This window comes from Streptomyces beijiangensis (genome assembly GCF_017315755.1).
Lineage (GTDB): Bacteria > Actinomycetota > Actinomycetes > Streptomycetales > Streptomycetaceae > Streptomyces > Streptomyces beijiangensis.
Genome location: NZ_JAFLRJ010000083.1, coordinates 36,439 through 57,267, shown reverse-complemented (window position 1 = coordinate 57,267; position 20,829 = coordinate 36,439). Strand labels below are relative to the sequence as shown.

The 20,829-nt window shown below is 73.2% G+C and carries 6 protein-coding genes and 1 pseudogene; all 7 read right to left on the bottom strand.

Features of this window, described 5'->3' with window-relative positions:
- Positions 1-83: 83 nt before the first annotated feature.
- Positions 84-3,236 carry a type I polyketide synthase gene (locus tag J0695_RS09525; RefSeq protein WP_206961450.1) on the bottom strand — a complete coding sequence of 1,051 codons (3,153 nt, stop codon included), beginning with the start codon at positions 3,234-3,236 and terminating at the stop codon, positions 84-86.
- 5 nt (positions 3,237-3,241) lie between these two features.
- A pseudogene (locus J0695_RS09520) lies at positions 3,242-9,598 on the bottom strand (type I polyketide synthase); the annotation flags it as partial.
- 108 nt (positions 9,599-9,706) lie between these two features.
- Entirely contained in the window at positions 9,707-15,367 is a 5,661-nt protein-coding gene (locus J0695_RS09515; RefSeq protein ID WP_425573245.1) for a type I polyketide synthase, read from the bottom strand.
- 38 nt (positions 15,368-15,405) lie between these two features.
- Positions 15,406-18,510: a type I polyketide synthase gene (locus J0695_RS09510; RefSeq protein WP_206961447.1), complete on the bottom strand. Its 3,105-nt coding sequence runs from the start codon at positions 18,508-18,510 to the stop codon at positions 15,406-15,408.
- Between the two features lie 55 nt (positions 18,511-18,565).
- Positions 18,566-19,303 (bottom strand): thioesterase II family protein, encoded by a 738-nt coding sequence (locus tag J0695_RS09505; RefSeq protein ID WP_206961446.1) that lies wholly within the window; start codon positions 19,301-19,303, stop codon positions 18,566-18,568.
- Positions 19,300-20,550, bottom strand: a complete 1,251-nt coding sequence (locus tag J0695_RS09500; RefSeq protein WP_206961445.1) for a cytochrome P450 — start codon at positions 20,548-20,550, stop codon at positions 19,300-19,302. The genes J0695_RS09505 and J0695_RS09500 overlap by 4 nt, the downstream gene beginning before the upstream one ends.
- A complete protein-coding gene (locus J0695_RS09495) occupies positions 20,547-20,819 on the bottom strand; it encodes a phosphopantetheine-binding protein (RefSeq protein ID WP_206961444.1) in 273 nt (90 codons plus the stop codon). The genes J0695_RS09500 and J0695_RS09495 overlap by 4 nt, the downstream gene beginning before the upstream one ends.
- Positions 20,820-20,829 lie beyond the last annotated feature (10 nt).

The window sequence follows — 20,829 nt, the reverse complement described above, 5'->3', positions numbered from 1 at the left end:
CCGGCGGGACAAGCCGCTGCCGGGCTTGCGGTGTCCCGCCGGCGGGACACTCCCGCGCTACTGCCCGCGCGGGAGCTCCCTCTTCACTTCGTATCGCTCGTGGCCATCAGGGACACGATGTGCCCGGTGATGAGCCGCGGTGACGGGTGCCGCAGCACCAGGTTCGCCCGCAGTTTGAGTCCGGTCGACGCGGTCAGGCGCTTGCTGAGCTCCATGGAGAGCAGCGAGTCGAAGCCGAGGTCCTTGAACTCGTGGTCGGGATGGACCGACGCGCTGGAGGGGTGCCCGAGTACGACGGCGACCTTCTCCAGGACGTGGTCCAGGACGAGCGGCTTCGCGTCGGCGCCTGCGAGGGCGGAGATCCTCTCCGACAGGGGGACGAGGCGGTCGTCGCCGGCGGGCTGTTCCGCCGGGGACACCTCCGCCGCCACCGCGGCCGTGGCCGCGGAGTTCAGCCAGTAACGCTGCCGGTCGAACGCGTACGTCGGGAGATCCACCCGGCGGGGCGTACGGAACAGCGCGCCGAAGTCGACGGGCCCGCCCCGGACGTGGAGCGCGGCCAGCGAACCGAGCACGGCCTCCACCTCGCCCCGGCCGCGCCGCGACGACGCGAGGACCAGCGCGCCGTCCACGTCCTCGACGATCTCCTGTACAGGGACGGTCAGCACGGGGTGCGGGCTCATCTCGACGAACACCCCGAAGCCGTCCGCGGCCAGCTGCCGTACAGACGATTCGAAGCGGACCTTCTCGCGCAGGTTGTTGTACCAGTAGTCGCCGTCCAGCTCCGCGGTGTCGATGGTCCTGCCGTACAGGGTCGAGTAGAAGGGGAGCGCCGACGTCTTGGGGCGCACGTCGGAGAGGGCCGCGGTCACCTGGTCGCGTACGCGGGTCACATGGTGGGAGTGCGAGGCGTAATCGACCGATATACGCCGGGCCTGCGCGCCGTCGGCCTTCATCTTCGCGACGAATTCGTCCAGTGCGTCCGGTTCCCCGGAGACCACCACGGAGCGGGGGCCGTTGACCACGGCGACGCTGACGCGGCCGCCCCACGGGGCCAGCCGCGCCTCCACCACGTCCTCGGACTCCGCGACCGACGCCATCCCGCCGTGGCCGATCAGGTCCACCAGGGCCTTGCTGCGCAGCGCCACGATCTTGGTGGCGTCCCGCAGGGACAGTGCGCCGCACACGTACGCGGCGGCGATCTCGCCCTGGCTGTGGCCCACCACCGCGGTCGGTTCCACGCCCCAGGACCGCCACAGGGCGGCCGTGGCGACCATGACGGAGAACAGGGCGGGCTGCACCACGTCCACCCGGTCCAGGGTCGGCGCGCCCTCCACGCCGCGCACCACGTCGAGCAGCGACCAGTCGACCCACTCGGCCAGTGCGGCCGCGCACTCCTCCAGGCTCCGCGCGAAGACCGGGAAGGCGTCGTACAGTTCCCGGCCCATGCCGACCCACTGCGATCCCTGCCCGGGGAAGACGAAAGCGGTGGCGCCGAGGTGGCCTGCGGTGCCGCTCACCACCCCCGCGGACTCGGTGCCCTCGCTCAACGACGCGAGACCGGCGAGGAGTTCGTCGCGGCCGCGGCCCAGGACCACGGCGCGGTGTTCGAACCGCGACCGGCCCGAGAACAGCGACCAGCCCGCGTCGGCGAGGTCCAGGTCCGTGCCGGCGGCCAGGAAATCGCGGAGTCTGCCCGCCTGCAGCGCCAGGGCTTTCGCGCTCTTGGCGGACACCACCCAGGGCACCAGGCCGCCGGTGACACCCGTGTGCTCGTCCTTCGGCTCGTGCTCCTGCTCGTGCTCGTGCTCCTGCTCGTGCTCCTGCGGCGGGGCCTCTTCCAGGATGACGTGCGCGTTGGTGCCGCTGACGCCGAACGACGACACCCCGGCCCGGCGCGGGCCGTCCGCCGGGGCCGTCCACTCGCGTCCCTCCGCGAGGATCTCGACCGCGCCCGACGACCAGTCCACGTGGTGCGAGGGTTCGCCCACGTGCAGGGTCTTCGGCAGGTATGTGTGGCGCATGGCCATGACGGCCTTGATGACGCCGCCGACTCCGGCGGCGGCCTGGGCGTGGCCCATGTTCGACTTCAGGGAGCCCAGCCAGAGCGGCCTGTCCTCGGCCCGGCCCTGCCCGTAGGCGGCCAGCAGAGCGCCTGCCTCGATGGGGTCCCCCAGCCTGGTCCCGGTGCCGTGGGCCTCGACGAGGTCCACCTCCGAGGCGGCGACCCCCGCGTTGGCGAGTGCCGTGCGGATCACCTTCTCCTGGGCGCGGCCGTTGGGAGCGGTCAGCCCGTTGCTGGCCCCGTCCTGGTTCACCGCGCTGCCGCGGACGACAGCGAGCACCGGGTGGCCGTTGCGCCGGGCGTCGGAGAGCCGCTCCAGGAGCAGCACGCCCACCCCCTCGGCCCAGCCCGTGCCGTCCGCCCCGTCCGCGAAGGCCTTGCACCGGCCGTCTGCCGACAGGGCGCGCTGGCGGGAGAACTCCACGAACATCGCGGGCGTCGACATCACCAGCGCCCCGCCCGCCAGCGCGAGCGAGCTCTCCCCCGAACGCAGGGACTGCACCGCCATGTGCAGGGCCACCAGCGACGAGGAGCACGCCGTGTCCACCGACACCGCGGGCCCCGTGAGCCCCAGTTCGTACGCCACCCGGCCGGACGCCACGCTCAGCGCGCTGCCGTACAGCAGGTAGCCCTCCAGGTCCTTGTGGCCCGACTCCAGGAAGCGCCACCCGTATTCGGAGGAGCTCACCCCGGAGAAGACGCCGACCTCGGATCCGCGGACGTCGGCGGGGACGATGCCCGCCCGCTCGAAGACCTCCCACGACGTCTCGAGCAGCAGACGGTGGTGAGGATCGACGGCCAGCGCCTCGCGCGGGCTGATGTTGAAGAACGGGGCGTCGAAACCGGCGACGTCGCTCAGGAATCCGCCCTGACGCGTGTACGCGCTGCCGGCGGCGTCGGGGTCCTGGTCGTACACGTCGCGCCACCCGCGGTCCTGCGGGAAGTCGCCCACGACGTCACGGCCCTCGCGGAGCACGTCCCACAGGTCCTCGGGCGACGCCACGCCTCCCGGGTAGCGGCACGCCATGGAGACCACGGCGATCGGCTCGCCCCGGCCGGCCTTCAGCGCGTCGTTCTCCTGCCGGAGGCGGTCGCGCTCCTCCAGCAGTGTGCGGAGTGCCCGCTGGACCCGGTCCGGTCCTTCCGCTGCGCGATCGGCGGAGTTGCTCATGTCGCTCACCTCGATTCCTCCAGGGCCAGGTCGACCAGTGCTTCCAGGTCCAAGTCCGACAGTTCGTCCGGGCCGGTGTCCGGTTCCGCGTCCGTCTGCGGGCGCAGCAGCCCGAAGAGGTACTCCCCCAGCTCACGCGGGGTCGGGTAGTTGAAGACGAGCGTGGACGGCAGGCGCAGTCCGGTCGAGGCGCCCAGCAGGTTGCAGAGTTCGACCGCGGTCAGCGAGTCGAAACCGAGCTGGGTGAACGCCTGGTCGACGTCGACGCCCGCGCTGGAGGAGTGTCCGAGCACGACGGCGGCCTGCTCGCGCACCCGGTCCAGTACGGCGGTACGCGCCTCGTCCGCCGGCAGCGACTCCAGCACGGCGGCCAGTCCGGCAGGGGCTGCGGCGGCCTTGGCCGCGGCCGGCCCGCCCCGGCGTGGACGGCCGCCCTCGACGAGGTCGCGCAGGAGCGGCGGGAGTTCGTCGCCGGACCGCTCGCGCAGCGCGGCGAGGTCCAGCCGGGCCGGGACGAGGACCGGCTTGCCGTTGGCGCACGCCGCGTCGAAGAGGGCCAGTGCCTGGGGGGTCGGCATCGCGGCGATGCCCGTCCGCCGCAGCCGGGCCACTCCGGCGTGGTCCAGCTCCCCCGTCATACCGCTGCTCTGCTCCCACCAGCCCCAGCACAGCGAGGTGCCGGGCAGTCCTGAGGCCGCGCGCTGCGCCGCCAGACCGTCCAGGAAGGCGTTCGCCGCCGCATAGTTGGCCTGTCCCGCGTTGCCGAGCGTGCCCGCGAGGGCGGAGAACTGGATGAACGCCGACAGGGTGTGGTCCCGGGTCAGCTCGTGCAGGTGGACGGCTCCGCCGGCCTTGGCCGCCAGTACGCGGTCGATGCTCCCGGCGGTCAGCGACTCGACGGTGCCGTCCGCGAGGACGCCCGCCGCGTGCACGACGGCGGTCAGCGGGTACCGGCCCGGCAGGCCGGTGAGCAGGCCCGCCACGGCCTCCCGGTCCGCGACATCGCACGCCACGACCCGTACCTCCGCTCCCCCGCTCCGGAGGTCGGCGACCAGCTCGGGCACCCCGTCCGCCGCCGTACCGCGGCGGCTCGCGAGGAGCAGGCTCCGTACGCCGCGTTCGGCGACGAGATGCCGTGCCACGAGCGAACCCACGCCCCCGGTCCCGCCGGTGACCAGTACGGTGCCGCCGCCGAGGCCGTCGCCCACCTCCAGGACCAGCTTGCCGACGTGACGGCCCTGGCTCATCTCGCGGAACGTACGGCGCGCGTCGCGGATACCGCGCAGGGAGACCGGGTTCAGCCGGATCCGCCCTTCGGTGAACAGCTCCATGACGGCCCTGAACATGTCGCGGATCGCGTCCGGGCCCGCCTCGTAGAGGTCGAAGGCCTCGTAGCCGACACCGGGGTGGACGGCCGCGACCTGGCGGGGGTCGCGGATGTCCGTCTTCCCCATCTCGACGAAGTGCCCGCCGTCGGGCAGCAGCGTCAGCGAGGCGTCGACGAACTTGTGCGCGAGGGAGTTCAGTACGACGTCCACACCGCGCCCGTCCGAGGTGCGGCGGAACTTCTCGGCGAACTCCAGGTCGCGCGACGACGCCAGGTGCGCCTCGTCGATTCCCAGGCCGCGCAGGAGGGGCCACTTGGAGGGGCTGGCGGTGGCGTAGATCTCGGCGCCGACGTGCTGCGCCAGTTGTACGGCGGCCATCCCGACGCCGCCCGCCGCGGCGTGGATGAGGACCCGCTGCCCCTTCCTGAGACCCGCCACGCGCAGCAGCCCGTGGTAGGCGGTGAGGAAGGTGCACGGTACGGACGCGGCCTGGGCGAAGCTCCAGCCGTCGGGGACGGGCACGAGCATGCGGTGGTCCGCCACGGCCGTGCGGCCGAAGGCGCCGGTGAAGATGCCGGTGACCCGGTCGCCCGGCGCCACCGTCGTCACGTCGTCCGCCACCTCCCGCACCCATCCGGCGCCCTCGCTGCCGAGCCCGGCGTCGATGGCGGTCCGTGCCACCAGCCCCAGAGCGACGGTGACGTCCCGGAAGTTGAGTCCCGCCGCCTGTACGGCGATACGGACCTGACCGCTCGTCAGGGGTGCTTCCACCTCGGGGCACGGGACCCAGGCCAGGTTCTCCACCGTCCCCTTCTCCGGGATGCCGAGACGGTGGGCGCCGGCCGGCGGCGGTGCGAGCAGATGGCCGGCGGGTGCGGCCGCCGCGAGGCGGGGGACGAGGTACGCCCCGTCGCGCAGCGCCAGTTCGTCCTCGTCCAGGGCGAGCGCGTCCGCGAAGCGTGCCAGGGAAGTCTCCGCGTCGTCGGTGTCCACCAGCCGGAACCTGCCGGGGTGTTCGGTCCTGGCGGAGCGGATCAGGCCCCACACGGACGCGCCGGGGAGGCTTTCGGCGCTCTCGCCCTCACCCGTGCCGAGGGCCAGGCGGGTGACCACCACCAGAGTCGAGCGGGCGAGGGGCTCCTCGGTGAGGAACCGCCGCACCCACTCCAGTACCAGCTTGTCCGCGTCGCCGACCGCGGCGAGCAGACCGGCGGGGTTCGCGGGGGCGACGTCGTCCAGGCACAGGACGACGTGCCGGGGCGCGGCGCCGGTGAGGACGTCGTCGAGGCTCGCGTGGAGCACGGCACCGCCGTCGCCCGCCGTACGGAGCCGGGAGGCCAGGCCGTCCTGGGCGCCGACGACGCTCCAGGGGCCGCGCTGTGTCCGCTGCCCGCTCGCGCCCGCCCTGGCGGGGCGCCACCGCACTTCGTACAGCGACTGCTCCTGCCCGCCGCGCGCCGCGTGCACCTGCCCGGCGCTGGCCGGGCGGAAGGTCAGCGCCCCGACGTGCGCGAGGGCGCGGCCGTCCTCGTCGGCGACCGTCAGGGACACGGCGCCTTCGCCGGCCGGGGAGAGGCGGACCTTCACGGTCGTGCCGCCGCGTCCGGCCAGACCGACGCCGGACCACGAGAAGGGCATCCAGCCCTGCTCGCCCGTCACCGGGATGAGACCGCCGGCGACCACCGCGTGCAGGACGGTGTCCAGCAGGGCCGGATGCAGGGCGTGGGCACCGCTCGCCGGGTCCGCGCCGGTGTCCGGCAGGGTGGCGAGGGCGAAGAGGTCGTCGCCGTGCTGCCAGACCTCGCGGAGCCCGCGGAACGCCGGACCGTAGTCGAATCCCGCGTCCGCGAAGGAGTCGTAGAGGCCGTCGATGTCGAGCTGCCGGGCGCCTGGCGGCGGCCAGGCGGAGAGTGAGCGCGCCTCGTCCGCCGAAGCGGCGGTCTCCGGTGCGTCCGGTGCGTCCGGTGCCAGGTTTCCGCGCGCGTGACGGGTCCAGCCGCCCGCGGCCGGGCTGTCGTCGCCGGCGCGCGAGTACACGTCCAGCGAGCGGTGTCCCGTCTCGTCCGGCGCGCCGACCGCGATCCGTACCTGTACGTCGCCCGTGCCGGGGAGGATCAGCGGTACTTCCAGGGTGAGTTCCTGCACCGCGCCGCACCCCACGTGCGCGCCCACCGACAGCGCCAGGTCGAGGTGGGCCGTCGCCGGGACGACGACCGCACCGAACACGGCGTGGTCGGCGAGCCAGCCGTGGGTCCGCAGGGACCACAGTCCGGTGAACACCACCTCGCCGGTGCCGGGGTGTTCCACCGCGGCGCCGAGCAGCGGGTGTCCCGGGGCCGAGAGGCCGGCGGAGGCGACGTCCGCCGTCTGCGTCCCGGCCAGGAAGTCCATCCAGTACCGCCGGCGCTGGAACGCGTACGTCGGGAGGTCCACCGCCCGGCGCGTCCCGAACAGGGCGCTCCAGTCGACGGATCCGCCCCGGACGTGCAGCCCGGCCAGCGCGCCGATCAGCGCCTGCGGCCCGGTGCGGCCGGGCCGCGACGCCGCCAGGACCACCGCGTCGTGCACGCCCTCGGCGGCGAACGCCTCCTTGGTCATGCCTGTGAGCGTCGCTCCGGGACCGACCTCCAGGAAGGTCTTCGCGCCGGCCGCGCGGGCGCACTCCACCGCGTCGTAGAAACGGACGGGCTGCCGCACGTGGTGCACCCAGTACTCGACGGACGTCAGCTCCTGGAGCGTGGCCTCGCGGCCCAGCCTGGCCGAGACGACCGGAACCGACATCTCGCCCGGGGGGAACGCGCCGAGCGAGCCCGCGAACGCGTCGAGGACCGGGTCCATGAGCGGGGAGTGGAACGCGTGGCCGACCGCGAGCAGTTTCGCCGAGACGCCGTCGGCGACCAGCAGGTCGCGGATCTCGTGGACCTGGCCGCGCAGGCCCGAAAGCACCAGGGACTCGGGGCCGTTGACGGCGGCGATGCCCACGCGGCCGTACGCGCCGAGCAGCGTGGCCACCCGGGCTTCCGAGGCGCGTACGGCCAGCATGGCGCCCTGTTCGGTGACCGTCTGCATGGTCAGTCCGCGCGCGGCCACGAGCCGGGTCGCGGTGTCCAGGCCGAAGGCTCCGGCGACATGGGCGGCGGCTATCTCGCCGACGGAGTGGCCGATCAGCTGGTCGGGCCGGGGGCAGTACTGCGTCAGGAGCCGGTACAGGCCGACCTGCAGGGTGAACAGTGCCGGCTGCGCGATGTCGGTGCGCTCGCGGTCCGCGGGTGCGTCGGCGAGGAGCAGGGGCTTGAGCGCGAAGGGGAGGTGCGCGTCGAAGTGCGCGCAGGTCTCGTCGACGCTCTGCGCGAAGACGGGATAGGTGTCGTACAGCTCCCGTGCCACACCGGCCCAGGGCGAGCCCTGTCCGGGGAACAGGAAGACCGTGCCGCCGGGTTCGGCCGTGACACCGCGCACCACGGCGGCGGACTCCGTGCCGTCGCTCAGCGCCGCCAGCGCGCTCAGCATCTCCTCGCGGTCGTGCCCGAGGGCCACCGCCCGGTGCTCGAATCCCGTACGGCCCGACACCAGCGACCAGCCGGCGTCGGCGAGGTCCAGGTCCTTGCCCGCGTCCTTGCCCGCGGCGATGAAGTGGTGCAGTTTGCGCGCCTGCGCCCGCAGCGCCTGCTCCGAGCGCGCGGAGAGCGCCCAGGGCACCGGGCCGCCGCAGTAAGGGATCTCGTCGGGGTCGTCCTCCTCCTCGGGCGCCTGTTCGAGGATGACGTGGGCGTTGGTGCCGCTGACCCCGAAGGCGGACACGCCCGCGCGCCGGGGCCGGCCCTCTGCCGTGGTCCACTCCCGTGCCTCGGTCAGCAGCTCGACCGCACCGGCCGACCAGTCCACGTGCGTCGAGGGACGGTCCACGTGCAGGGTCTTCGGGAGTACCCCGTGGCGCATCGCCATGACCATCTTGATGATGCCGCCGACGCCCGCGGCCGCCTGCGTGTGACCGGTGTTCGACTTCAGCGATCCCAGCCAGAGGGGAGCGCCGTCGGCCCTTTCCTGTCCGTACGTGGCAAGGAGCGCCTGCGCCTCGATGGGGTCGCCCAGCGTCGTGCCGGTGCCGTGCGCCTCCACCGCGTCCACGTCGGCCGCCTGCATCCGGGCGTTCGCCAGCGCCGCCCTGATCACGCGCTGCTGCGCGGGACCGCTCGGCGCGGTCAGCCCGTTGGACGCACCGTCCTGGTTGATCGCCGAGCCGCGGACCACCGCCCAGACGCGGTGGCCGTTGCGCCGCGCGTCCGAGAGACGCTCCAGGACGAGTACGCCCGCACCCTCGGAGAACCCGGTGCCGTCCGCCGCGTCCGCGAACGCCTTGCACCGGCCGTCCTGCGACAGACCGCGCTGGCGCGTCATCTCCCTGAACACCTGCGGCATCCCCATGACGGTGACGCCGCCTGCCAGGGCGAGAGCGCATTCGCCCTGCCGCAGCGACTGCACCGCCTGGTGCACCGCCACCAGCGAGGACGAGCACGCCGTCTCGGTCGACACCGCCGGGCCCTCCAGGCCGAGCGTGTACGACACACGGCCTGACGCCACGCTCAGCAGCGAGCCGACCTGCCCGTAGCCCGCGATGGACTCGTGGGTGGCGAAGTGGTTGCCGTAGCCGAAGTAGGCGAGCCCGGCGAAGACCCCGGTGTCGCTGCCGCGCAGGGTCTCCGGGTCGATGCCGGCCCGCTCCAGGGACTCCCACGCGGTCTCCAGCAGCAGCCGCTGCTGCGGGTCGGCGGCCAGCGCCTCGCGCGGGCTGATCCCGAAGAACTCGGCGTCGAAGTCACCGGCGTCGTAAAGGAATCCGCCCGAGCGCGTGGAGCTGGTGTCGGGCCGCTCCGAGGCCGGGTCGTACAGCTTCTCCACGTCCCAGTGGCGGTCGTCGGGGAAGTCCGACACGGCGTCCGCGCCCGACCTCACCAGCTCCCACAGCTCCTCCGGGGAGGTCGCTCCGCCCGGGAACCGGCAGGCGGCACCCACGATCGCGATGGGCTCGGCGGCGGCGTCCGTCAGCTCCTGCAGGCGCTTGCGCGTCTCGATCAGCTCGATCGAAGTCCGCCTGAGGTAGTCGAGGACCTCGGCGTTGTTGTCGTTCGTCATCGTTCTCCCCTAGCCGAGCTCTTTGTCCAGAAGCGCGAGAAGCTCTCCCGCAGAGGCCGCACTGATCTGGTCGGCGATACCGGCCGAGGCCCCGGCGCCCGCCATGAGACGGACCCGGCCCTGCAACTCGCCGAGCAGGGTGGAAATGGTGTCCCGGTCCGCCTCCGCGAGGGTGAGGAACTCGCCCTCCAGCTGCGCGCCCAGCCCCTCGATCTCCCTGACCAGGTGACCGGCCGGGGAATCCGGGGCGCCGTCCGCCGCGGGCGCGATGCTCGCGCCCAGGAACTGCGCGAGGGCGGCCGGGTTCGGGTGGTCGAAGACGAGCGTGGCGGGCAGCTTCAGGCCGGTCACCGCCGCCAGTTTGTTCCGTAGCTCCAGCGCCGTGAGGGAATCGATCCCGAGCTTCCTGAACGTCGCCGCGGGACCGATCCGCCCGGTGTCCGCGTGTCCGAGGACGATCGCGGTCTGCGTCCGTACGGCGTCGAGCAGCACCGCCTCCGCCTCGGCCGGCGACAGGGATCCCAGGCGCTGCGCGAGTGCGGGGTCCGTGGACTCGCGGCCCGCCGGACCGCCGGGTCCGCCGGGTCCGCCGGGTCCGCCGGGTCCGCCGGGCGCACCTGCCAGGGTGCGCAGGAGCGGCGAGGCCATCCGGCCGGGCTGCGGTGTGTCCAGGCCCGCGAGGTTCAGCCGTACGGGTACCAGCACCGGCTCGTCCACCTGGAGCGCCGCGTCGAAGAGCGCGAGCCCTTCCTGCGACGACAGCGGCTGTACGCCCTGCCGTTGCATGCGGACGACGTCCGCGTCGCCGAGGGCGGCGCTCATCTCGCTGCGCTCCGCCCAGAAGCCCCAGCAGAGCGCGGCGGCGGCGAGCCCCTCGGACCTGCGGGTTTCGGCGAGGCCGTTGAGGAACGCGTTGGCCGCCGCGTAGTTGGCCTGTCCCGCCGTGCCGAGCACACTGGCGACGGACGAGAAGAGCACGAACGCGGACAGGTCCAGCTGCCTGGTCAGCTCGTGCAGGTGCCAGGCGCCGCGCACCTTCGGTGCGAGGACCGCGTCCACGCGCTCCTCGGTCAGCGCCTCGACGACGCCGTCGTCCAGCACGCCCGCGCAGTGGATCACCGCCGTCAGCGGGTGTGCGGCCGGTATCGCGGCGAGCAGTGCGGCGACGGCGTCGCGGCTCGTGACGTCGCAGGCCACGACCTCGACCTGGGCCCCGGCCGCGGTCAGCTCCTCCCGCAGCGCTGCCGCCGCGGGAGCGGCAGGACCGCGCCTGCTGGTCAGTACGAGGCGGCGCACCCCGTGCCGTGCGACGAGGTGGCGGGCCAGGATCGCGCCCAGGCCGCTGGTGCCGCCCGTGATCAGCACCGAGCCGGAGCCGAGAGCGGACGCCTCCTGACCCCGGTCGGGTGACGTGGCGCCGGTGGCGCGGGCCAGCCGGGGCGTGGTCACTCTGCCCGCCCGGATCTTGAGCTGGGCCTCTCCGGTGGCGGCCGCCGCCGTGACGAGGGAGAGCGAATCCTGTTGGCCGTCCGTGTCCAGAAGCGTGAACCGGTCCGGGTTCTCGGTCTGCGCGGTGCGTACGAAGCCCCAGACCGCGGCCGCGGCGGGATCGGGGTGCGGGACCTGGTCGTCGTGGAACGCGTCCCGCGTCACGAAGACGAGGCGTGATGCGGAGAACCGCTCGTCGCCGAGCCAGTCCTGGGTCCACCGCAGGACGCGGTGGAGGTGGTGCCCGGTGGCGCCGGGTGGGTCACCGGCGTCCGCGCGATCGATGCGGGCGACGACGACCGGGGGGATCTCCCCGCCGGACGCGGCGAGTTCGCCCGGTCCGGCGAAGACCCCTGCGGCGCCCTGTTCCAGGGACGTCGCGTGCGCGCCGGACGCTGCCAGGACCATGTACCGGCCTGCGGTACGGACCGGTGGCACGGCGAGGGGGGCCCAGTCCACCCGGAACAGCGAGTCCTGGTGGTCGAAGCCCAGCTCGGTCAGCTGCCCGACGTCGGCGGGCCGCAGGCTCAGCGAGGCGATGGTGCCGACCGGTGTTCCGTCGTGGTCCGCGAGGGTCACGGACAGCGCGTTCTCGCCCGCGGGGGCGATGCGTACGCGCAGCACTGCGGGCCGGGCGGAGTCGATACGCAGGCCCGTGCAACGGAACGGCAGCCAGCCCCCGGGCCGGGAGTTGTCGACGAACCGCCCCAGGCCGACGGGGAGCAGCGCGGCGTGGAGCAGCGCCGGGTGGACGAGGTACCGGCCCTGATCCGCGCGGTCGGGCGCGGGCAGCTCCACCTCGGCGAAGAGGGTGTCGCCGAGGCGCCACGCCTCCTTCACGCCGCGCAGCAGGGGCCCGTGGCCGAAGCCGAGAGCGGCCAGCCTCGTGTACTCGTCCTCGAAAGGCACGCCGACCGCGCCCGCGGGGGGCCATACGGCGAGGCCTTCTGTCCGGCGGCTGTCTCCGGCGCCGGTCCCCGTGTCGGTCCCGGCGGTCCCGACGGCGTTCCGCGTCCATCCGGTGTCGCCCTCGCCGCGTGAGTGCACGCTGATCGCGCCCTTGCCGTCGGCCACGACACGGATCTCGCGGTCGGCCGTACGGGAGAGCACCAGCGGTGTCTCGAAGGCGAGTTCGGCGACGGCGTCGTACCCGGTCCTGTGGGCCGCCCACAGCGCCAGTTCCGCCGGCACGGTGGCCGGTACCAGGACGGCGCCGTGGACCACGTGGTCGGCGAGCCACGGGTGGCGTTCCAGCGAGAGGCGTCCGCTGCCCACGACACCGCCGCACCCGCCCTTGCCGTCGCCGTCGCCGGGCAGGTCGATCACGGCGTCGAGCAGCGGGTGGTCCGACGTGCTCGCGCCGTTCGTCTCTCCGGGTGCGTTCAGCCAGTAGCGCTGCCGCTGGAAGGCGTACGTGGGAAGTTCGGCGCGCCGGCCGTCCGAGCCGGGGAACGCCGCCTCCCACGACACCGCGACGCCGGCCACGAAGACCTCGGCCGCCGACTGGTAGAGCCGTGCGAGGCCGCCCTCGTCGCGGCGGAGCGAACCCGCCACGAAGCCGGTGGCGCCGGGGGTGGAGTCGAACATCTCCTGGATGGTCATCACGAGCAGCGGGTGCGGGCCGATCTCGATGACGGCGCTGTTGCGCTCCCGTTCGATGAGGCGGCTCATGGCGCCCGCGAACTGAACCGGTTCACGCAGGTTGCGGTACCAGTACGCCGTGCCGAGGTCCATGGGGTCGATCGGCCCGCCGGTCACGGTCGAGTGGATCGCCACCTTCGAGGGCAGCGGGGTGATCCGCCCCAGCTCCTCCTGGAGCCGGCCGTCGAACCGGTCCATCAGGGGCGAGTGACCGGGCACGCTGGACTTGATCAGCCGTGCGCGGGCGCCCTCCGCCTGGCAGGCCGCGACGAGCTCCTCGACCGCCTCGGTCTCACCGGAGACCGTCGTCGAGTTCGGTCCGTTCACGGCGGCGATCCCGACGCGGGACTCCCACCGCACCAGCAGCTCCCGTACGCGCTGTTCGGGCAGCAGGATGCCGGCCATGCTGCCCTGCCCGGTGACCGTGGCGAGCAGCCGGGACCGCAGGGCCACGATCTTGGCCGCGTCCTGGAGGCTGAGCGCGCCCGCGACGTACGCGGCGGCGATCTCGCCCTGGGAGTGGCCGATCACCGCGTCCGGGGTCACCCCCAGCGCACCCCACACCTTCGCCAGGGAGACCATCACCGCGAAGAGCACCGGCTGGACGACGTCGATGTCCTCCAGGTCCGCCGCCTCCGGTCCTGCGCACACGGTGTCGATCAACGACCAGGACACCCAGGGTTCCAGCGCCCGCGCACACGCGCGCAGTTCCTCGGCGAAGACCGGGGAGGTCTCATTGAGTTCCCTGCCCATCGCGATCCACTGGCCACCCTGGCCGGGGAAGACGAACACGGTCCTGCCCACCGGCTTCGCGACCCCGGACACCGCACCGGCGGCTCCTGCCCCGTCGCCCGCGGCGACAGCGGCCAGGGCGTCGAGCAGTGCGTCGCGGTCGGCGCCGATCACCACCTGACGGTGCTCGAACAGCGAGCGTGCCGTCACCAGCGCATGTCCTACGTCCGCGACCGGCAGATCCGCGCCGGCGGCCGAGGCCACGCTGTCGTGCAACCGCCGTGCCTGCTCCCGCAGTGCCTGATCCGAGCGTGCGGAGAGCACCCACGGCACCGCCACGGGGGTGCCGGCGGACACCAGGCGGGCGGCGGAGTCCGCGGTATCACCCGGCGGGACTTCCTCGGGGTCCGGAGCCTCGGGTGCCTGTTCGAGGATCAGGTGGGCGTTGGTGCCGCTGATGCCGAAGGAGGAGATGCCCGCGCGCCGGGGGCGGCCCGCTTCCGTGGTCCACTCGCGTGCCTCGGTCAGCAGTTCCACCGACCCCGCCGACCAGTCCACGTGCGTCGAGGGACGGTCCACGTGCAGCGTCTTCGGGAGTACGCCGTGGCGCATCGCCATGATCATCTTGATGATGCCGCCGACGCCCGCGGCCGCCTGTGTGTGGCCGATGTTCGACTTCAGCGACCCCAGCCAGAGCGGGTGGTGGGGATCCCGCTCCTGTCCGTACGTGGCAAGGAGAGCCTCCGCCTCCATGGGGTCGCCCAGCCTGGTGCCGGTGCCGTGCGCCTCCACCGCGTCCACGTCGCCGACCGCGAGACCGGCATCGGCAAGGGCCGCCCGGATGACGCGCTGCTGCGCCAGTTCGTTCGGCGCGGTCAGCCCGTTGGACGCACCGTCCTGGTTGATCGCCGAGCCCCGGATCACCGCCCAGACGCGGTGGCCGTTGCGCCGCGCGTCCGAGAGACGCTCAAGAACCAGTACACCCGCACCCTCGGAGAACCCGGTGCCGTCCGCCGCGTCCGCGAACGCCTTGCACCGGCCGTCCTGCGACAGACCGCGCTGGCGGGCGAGTTCGACGAACATCCCCGGCGTCGGCAGCGTCGACACCCCGCCGGCCAGCGCCAGCGTGGTCTCCCCCGACCGCAGCGACCGTACGGCCTGGTGGACGGCGACGAGCGACGCCGAGCACGCGGTGTCGGTCGACACCGCGGGGCCGTGCAGGCCCAGTACGTACGCCACCCGGCCCGAGGCCACGCTGAGGTAGGTCCCGGTGAGCGAGAAGCCCTCCACCTCGCCGGCTGCCCCGCCGCCCATCCGCGGGCCGTAGTCGACGCCGTAGAGCCCGGTGAACACCCCGGTCGACGATCCCCGCAGCGCGGCCGGATCGATGCCCGCCCGCTCCAGCGCCTCCCACGACGTCTCCAGCATCAGCCGCTGCTGCGGGTCCATGGCGAGGGCCTCGCGCGGGCTGATGCCGAAGAAGGGCGCGTCGAACTCCGCGAGATCGGGCAGGAATCCGCCCGTACGCGTGTACGTCTTCCCGTGCGCCTCGGGATCCGGGTCGTAGAGCGCCTCCAGGTCCCAGCCACGGTCCCGCGGGAAGTCGCCCATCGCGTCCACGCCCTCGGACACGACCGACCACAGCGCCTCGGGGGACGTCACGCCGCCGGGGAAGCGGCACCCCACGCCCACGACGGCGATGGGCTCGCGGGCGGACTCCTCCAGCTCGCGCACGCGCTCGCGCAGCTCCTGCGCGTCGCCGACGGCGCGTCGCAAGTAGGACCGGAGCTTGTCGACTTCCTCCATCAGGGGCCTCTCTCCACGGTTGCTGGGAAGTACGGGTGCGGCTACACGTATCCGCGGTCGATCAACGCGTAGAGATCGTCGTCACTGCGGCTCCCGGTGCCCGCTTCCTCCACCGCCGCGGGGGCGTCGGGCATCTGGGGCCCGACGAGGGAGAAGAGGTGGAGGGCGAGCCTGTCCGGGGTGGGGTAGGTGAACGCGACGGTGGCGGGCAGCCGTACCGAGGCCACCGCGTTGAGCCGGTTGCGCAGCTCGACCGCCATCGAGGAGTCGAAGCCCAGCACCTTGAAGGTGTCGGCCGCGCGCGCTTCGAGACCGGTGGCCGTCAGGGCCGCGCCCCTCGTGCTCAGCAGTGCCGCCGTTTCGGCGCATACGAGTGCGAGGACCGCGGACGGCGAGTCGAGGTCCGCTGTCGCGGTGTGCGCGCCAGGTCCGTCCGCCGGGGCGGCGGGGAGGTCCGCGGCGGGGAGGTCCGCGGCGGCGGTCAGCCAGTACCTCTGCCGCTGGAACGGGTAGGCGGGCAGGGCGATCCGGCGCGGCCGGCCGGCGGGGAACAGCGCCTTCCACTCCACGGGCACACCGCGCACATGCAGCGCGGCGAGCGACGCCAGGACCTTGCCCGCGCCCCCGTCGTGCCGGCTCAGCGTGGACACCACCAGGGGCGGCTCCGCCAGCGCGTCGGCGGCCTCCTCCATCGCGACCTGGAGTACGGGATGCGGGCTGACCTCGACGAACACGCCACCGCGCTCGCGCATCAGCTTCTCGACGACCTCGCCGAAACGGACCGTGGAGCGCAGGTTGTCGTACCAGTACGAGGCGTCGAGCGACCGGGTGTCGAGCAGTCCCGCGGTGACCGTGGAGTGGAACTCCACCGGCGTCTGTCGCGGGGTGATGCCCGCGGCGGCTTCGAGCACCTGGTCACGGATGCGTTCGACCTGGTGGGAGTGGGACGCGTACTCGATCCTGACCCGGCGCACCCGTACGCCGTCCCCGGCCGCCAGTGCGGCGAACTCCTCCAGTGCCCCGAGGTCCCCGGAGACGACCACGGAGGCCGGCCCGTTGACCGCGGCGACGGAGAGCCGCCCGGGCCACCTGACGAGACGTTCCTCGACCCAGGAAAGGGGCGCGGCCACCGCGTTCAGTCCGCCCAGTCCGGCCAGTTCGGTCAGTGCCCGGCTGCGCAGGGCGACGACGCGTGCCGCGTCCTCCAGGGAGAGCGCACCGGACGCGCACGCCGCTGCGAGCTCTCCCTGCGAGTGCCCCACCACCGCGTCGGGCACCACGCCCAGCGACCGCCACAGCTCCGCCAGGGACACCATCATCGCGAACAGCGCGGGCTGCACCACGGCGTCGCCGCGCTCCAGCGAAGGCGCCGACTCCGCACCGGTCACCAGGTCCAGGAGCGACCAGTCCAGCCACGGCTCCAGAGCGCGCGCGCAGTCGTCGATCGCGCGCGCGAACACCTCCGACTCGGCGTACAGCTGCCGTCCCATGCCCAGCCACTGCGAGCCCTGGCCGGGGAAGACGAAGACGACCGGGCCCGTGGGGCGCGCGGCCACGCCGCGGACCGCCCGCGCCGCGCCGCCGCCCGCCGCGAGAAGGTCGAGGCCCGCCAGGGCCTCGTCCAAGCCGTCGGAGAGGACGACCGCCCGGTGCTCGAACGCCGGCCGCGCCGATACGAGCGCATGGCCCACGTCGGCCGCCGAGAGCGACGCGTCGGCGGCCACGAACTCCCGCAGCCGTGCCGCCTGCTCGCGCAGGGCCGGCCCGGAGCGCGCCGACAGCACCCACGGCACCGTGCCGGACACGCCGGCGGAGCCCGACTCGGCGTCTGCGGCAGGTGGTTCGGTACGTGTTTCGGGGGCCTGCTCAAGGATGACGTGCGCGTTGGTGCCGCCCATGCCGATCGACGACACCCCGGCCCTCCTGGGCCGACCGGGGCCGCCCGGCCAGGGACGCGCGGCCCGGAGCACCTCGAAGTCGTCCGCGAAGTCCGCGACGGCGGGGTTCGGGGAGCGGAAGTTGGGGTTCGGGACCAGGTGGGCGCGGTCCACGCAGAGCGCGGCCTTCACGAAGCCGACCATTCCCGCGGCCGGCTCCAGGTGCCCGACGTTCGCCTTCGCCGAGCCGACCACCAGAGGGCGGTCGCGCCCGGTCTCCCTGAACACCTCGCGCAGACCCGCCAGTTCGGCCGGGTCGCCGAGCCGGGTGCCGGTGCCGTGGGCCTCGATGTAGTCGACGTCGCCGAAATCGACGTCCGCACGCTTCAGCGCGGACAGCACCACCGCCGCCTGCCCGGCGGGGCTGGGGTCCGGCATCCGGGACGTCGCGCCGCCGCTTCCGACACCCCAGCCGCGCACCACCGCGTAGATGTGATCGCCGTCGGCGACGGCCAGGTCGAGCCGCTTCAGCAGGACGAACGCGCCGCCCTCTCCCCGGATGAAGCCGTTGGCCCGTTCGTCGAAGGGGAAGCAGCGGCCATCGGGCGACAGGGCGCCCAGATTCGCCAGGCCGCTTCCCGCCTCCGGGTCGATGATCAGGTGCACGCCGCCGGCGAGGGCCAGGTCGACGGCGCCGGAGCGGATCCGTTCGCAGGTCAGCGCGAGCGAGACGAGTGAGGAGGACTGGCCCGAGTCCGCGCAGAAGCTCATACCCCGTACGTCGAACAGGTTCGAGATGCGATTGGCGATCAGAGCACCGCTGGAGCCGAGCGCGGCGTAGTGGTCGTCCTGGTCGCTGCCGGACAGCTTGCGCAGCAGCTCGTACCCGGAAGGTCCGGCGCCGACCACGACGTCGATCTCCTGGCCCGCGAGCGCGGCGGCCGGGATACCGGCGTCCTCGACGGCCTCCCAGGCGAGTTCGAGGCCGAGCCGCTGCACGGGGTCCATCGCGGCGGCCTCCGCCGCGGGCGTCCCGAAGAACCCGGCGTCGAACCCGTCGACGGAGTCGAGATACGAACCCGAGTCCAGGGTGGCGGCGTCCGGGTGGGACAGGTGGTGCGTGTTCGCGTCGGCCGCCCGCTGCGGGGGAAACGTTCCGACGGTCGACTTCCCGTCGAGCAGCAGGCGCCAGAACTCGTCCGGCCCCCGTACACCGGGAAAGCGGCACGACATCCCGATGACGGCGATACCGGTGGCTGCGCCACTCATACGTCTTCCTTCCGGTTCCCTCGGTGTACGGCCGCCGCGGACGGCCGGCCGGCGCTCAGAGCCAACGGGTCAGCAGCTTCCGCAGCTCGTCCGGTGCGTTCATGAAGTCGTAGTGACCGCCCTCGACCACCCGGAACTCGACCGAGTCCGCGTACCTGCGCCACCCCTGGAGGTCGGCGAGGCGCACGTCCGGGTCGTCCCGCCAGTGCACGACGACGACGGGGCAGTCCACCGCTACGGGCTCGCTGCGCCGGTAGGCGCCCGCCGCCGCGTGGTCGCGCAGCAGCACCATGAGGCCCAGTTCGATCATGTCGGGGCGGGGCTCGATCCCCCGGCCGCGTACGAACGCCTCGACCTCGGCGCTCAGTTCGGACTCGGTCATGGAGAGCATCCGGTCGCGCGAGGCGTCGTGCGGGGCCGGCTGGCCCGATACGAACAGGCAGTCGGGTGTGGGCAGGCCGAGCGCGGCGAGCCTGAGCACGGTCTCGTACGCGGGCAGTGCGCCCGCACAGTGCGCGAAGAACGCGAACGGCCGGTCGAGCAGCGGCGTCAGGGGTCCGACCAGGTCGTCGGCGAGTTTCTCGTACGTGCCGTAGTGCGGATGGCCCAGCCGGTTCTCCCGGCCGGGGAACTGCACCGGGCAGATCTCGACGTCGTCGAGCACGGTGGGCCAGGCGCTGAAGGCGGACGCCCCGGACCCGGAGAAGGGGAAGCAGAACAGCCGGGCGGAGTGGTCGGTGGACGGCGGCCGGACGAACCACGGCGACGCGGCGGTGATGGAGCCGGAGGTCATGGCGTCAGTCGTTTCTGCGCGGCGATGGGGAGGTGGGTCATCCCGGCGATGAAGTACGACCGCAGGTGCTCCGGTTCGCCGGCGAGCTCGATCGATCCGAACGTCTGGAGCAGTTCCTCGAAGAAGACGCGCAGGGTGAGCCGCGCCAGCGGGGCCCCGATGCAGAAGTGCGGGCCGAACCCGAACGCGACCTGGCGCTTGGCGTTGGCGCGCGTGATGTCGAACGTGTGCGGATCGGGAAACAGGGACTCGTCCCGGTTGGCCGATCCGATCCACGCGACGACGGCTCCGCGGGCCGGGATGGTGCCTCCGCCGATCTGTACGTCGTCCACCGCGTACCGCATGAAATTGCACGCGGCCGAGGTCCAGCGCAGCCCTTCCTCGACGAGGTTCGGGATCAGGCCCGGGTCTGCCTGCGCCTTCGCGAACTGTTCGGGCCGCTCGATGAGGGCCTGCACGGTGCCGGAGACGGTGTGCGGCGTCGTCACGTTGGCACCCAGGAGAATGCTGTAGCCGTCGAGGGCGATCTCCTCGTCGGTCAGCGGCGCGCCGCCGGGACGCACGCTCATGAGGTGGTGGAGCAGGCTGTCGTCCTCGTCGCCGGTCGCCCGGCGGTGGTTGACCCACTCCTTGACGTAGGTGACCAGCTCGTGGTGGGAGATGGCCAGCGTCGCGGCTTCGCTGCCGAGCCGGAAGTGCGGGTCGGAGGGGGCCGTCACCATCGCGGTCAGCTGGACGAGTTCGGCCCAGTCCTTCTCCGGGATGCCCAGGAGCGGGCCGGTGACCATCGCGGGCAGGAGCAGCGCCCGTTCGGCCAGGTCGAAGGGCTCGCCGTCGAGCGCCGGCTCGAGGAAGCGCCGGATCGTCCCGCGGATGCTGTCCTCCCAGGACTTCACCGCGCGCGCCGTGAGCTTGGAGCCGAGCGGCCTGCGGACCTCGGTGTGCCGGGGCGGGTCGGTGGATGTCATCAGCACACCGGCCGCGACGTCGTCCTGCCCGAGGTGGGTGGGGACCGTGCCGCGCTCCGAGGTGAACTCCCGGTGGTCCCCCAGGACGCGGCAGACGTCCTCGTGGCGGGTCACCGACCAGAACTCCCGTCCGTCGGGGAGGACTTGGTGGTGCAGGGGCGCCTTCGCCCGCATCGCGTCCCAGACGGGATGCGGATCCCCGGAGCCGTACAGGTCCAGGTCGAACAGGTCGACGCCGCCGAGGTCGACGGCGCGCGCGGGACCCGGCGTCAGCCTCACCTACCGGCCCTCCCCTGCTCGATCAGCTCGGCGACGCGGGTGGGGGTCTGCGCCAGGTAGAAGTCGCGCACGGACAGCTTGACGCCGTAGTCCTGCGCCACGCGGTCGATGATTTTGATTCCGGTGAGGGAATTGCCGCCGAGCGCGAAGAAGTCGTCTTCAGGACCGACTTCGCGCGCTCCGAGCTGTTCCCCCCACAGCGCCGAGATTTCCTGTACGAGCGATGCCGGCGCGCTCGACAGCGCGACCTGTCCTTCTGACGACTCCATTGCCAGCCTT